2 protein-coding genes are annotated in these 2,021 nt (G+C 51.7%); both read left to right on the top strand.

What is annotated here, in order from left to right:
• The coding region (locus tag ACRC27_RS05780; protein WP_438639404.1) for a GspE/PulE family protein at positions 1-1,048 on the top strand (1,048 nt) is incomplete at its 5' end.
• A gap of 2 nt (positions 1,049-1,050) precedes the next feature.
• Positions 1,051-2,021, top strand: a 971-nt coding sequence (locus tag ACRC27_RS05785) for a type II secretion system F family protein (protein ID WP_438639405.1), incomplete at its 3' end; no start/stop codon positions are given.

Genomic DNA, 2,021 nt, shown 5'->3' on the forward strand with positions numbered 1-2,021 from the left:
CGTATTGCAAGAGATCACCAGCCCGCCACAAAAGCTGGCGCAACGCCTTGCCGCACGCCTGAAAATCATGAGTAAACTCGATATCGCCGAGCGCCGCATCCCACAAGATGGCCGCATCAAGCTAAAACTCAGTGAAGGCACGGCGATTGATCTGCGGGTATCCACCCTGCCGACCCTGTTCGGTGAAAAAGTGGTGCTGCGTATTCTCGACTCTTCTGCCGCACGGCTTGATATTGACCAGCTTGGCTTTACTGAACAGGATAAGGCGCTATATAAAGCGGTGCTGGCGCGTCCGCAGGGGCTAATTTTAGTCACCGGCCCAACTGGTAGCGGTAAAACCGTGACCCTATATACCGGCCTTGCCCGCTTAAACACCCCCGAGCGGAATATCTCAACAGCTGAAGATCCGGTGGAGATCAACCTCAGTGGTGTCAATCAAACCCAAATCAACACCCGAGCGGGGCTAACCTTTGCCAGCGCCCTGCGGGCATTTTTACGCCAAGATCCTGATGTGGTGATGGTGGGCGAAATTCGTGATCTGGAAACTGCCGAAATTGCGGTTAAAGCGGCGCAAACCGGCCACTTGGTACTCTCTACCCTGCATACCAACTCAGCGGCTGAAACGCTAACCCGCCTGTCAAACATGGGCGTTCCGGCCTACAACATCGCCTCATCAGTCAATCTGATCATTGCTCAACGCTTGGCGCGCCGCCTCTGCCCACACTGCCGCCAAGAGCTGTTTCTTTCCGCAGCCGAGCAAAAAGCACGCGATTTTACCCCCTACCAAGAGCAGGGCGTTACCCTGTTTAAAGCCAATCCACAGGGCTGCGATCACTGTAGCGGTGGCTACAAAGGGCGTACCGGTATTTATGAGCTAATGCCGATGTCACCACAACTGACAGATGCGATTTTACGCGGTGCTCACGCCCCTGAACTCACCGAAATTGCCTGTCAGCAAGGCATGCTCACGCTGCGCAATGCCGGTTATGCCCGCGTGTTGCAAGGGGTTACCTCACTTGAAGAAATTGATCGCGTCACCGGAGTATAAACATGACAACACTGACCCAACTGAAAGCCAGAAAACAGTATCCGTATAAATGGAGCGCCTTTAACCGGCAGGGTCAGGAGTGTACCGGTGAGCTTGATGCCAGCTCAATTGATGAATTAAAAGCCATTTTAATGACACGCGGGTTCAGCCGAATTGAGGCAAAAAAAGCCCCACAATCGGTTCTGACTAAACTCAAAGATCGGGTTAAACCAGCTGATATTGCCTTTTTCAGCCGCCAAGTTTCCACCATGTTATTTGCTGGAGTACCAGTATTACAGGCTCTGCGTTTAATCGGTGAAAGCCATGCCAAACCCTGCATGCGCCGCCTGATCAACAATATCGCTTCTGATGTAGAAAGCGGAACCCCCATTTCACAATCACTGCGCAAATACCCGCTGATCTTTGATGATCTGTTTTGTGATCTGGTCAGCACCGGTGAGGTGACCGGACGGCTTGATCTGGTCATGGATAGGATCGCCACCCACCGCGAAAAAATGGAAGCGCTGAAATCAAAAATCAAAAAAGCCCTATTTTATCCCAGCATGGTAATGGCGGTTGCTATCGGGGTATCGGTCTTAATGCTGTTGTTTGTTATCCCCCAATTTGAACAGCTCTATCATGGCTTTGGCTCTGAACTGCCGGCATTTACTCAGATGGTACTCAATCTTTCGGTATTACTGCGGGAAAAAGGTGGCTTTGTGGCAATAGGTATTGTGGCGGCAGTTTATCTCTATCGCCGCATGTACCGCAGTTCTGAAAAAATACGTCTTCGGCAGGATAAACTTATGCTCAAATTGCCGGTCATTGGCCTCATGTTGCATAAAGCCAGTGTTGCCCGCTTTTCACGCACCTTATCAGTCACCTTTACCGCCGGTGTGCCACTGCTAAACGGCTTGGTTTCTGCGGCGGGCGCTTCCGGCAATCTGATCTACCGTAACGCCATTTTAGCGGTACGCAAAGAGGCCGAACAGGG

This window comes from Plesiomonas sp., from assembly GCF_051650925.1.
GTDB lineage: Bacteria > Pseudomonadota > Gammaproteobacteria > Enterobacterales > CAMTGL01 > Plesiomonas.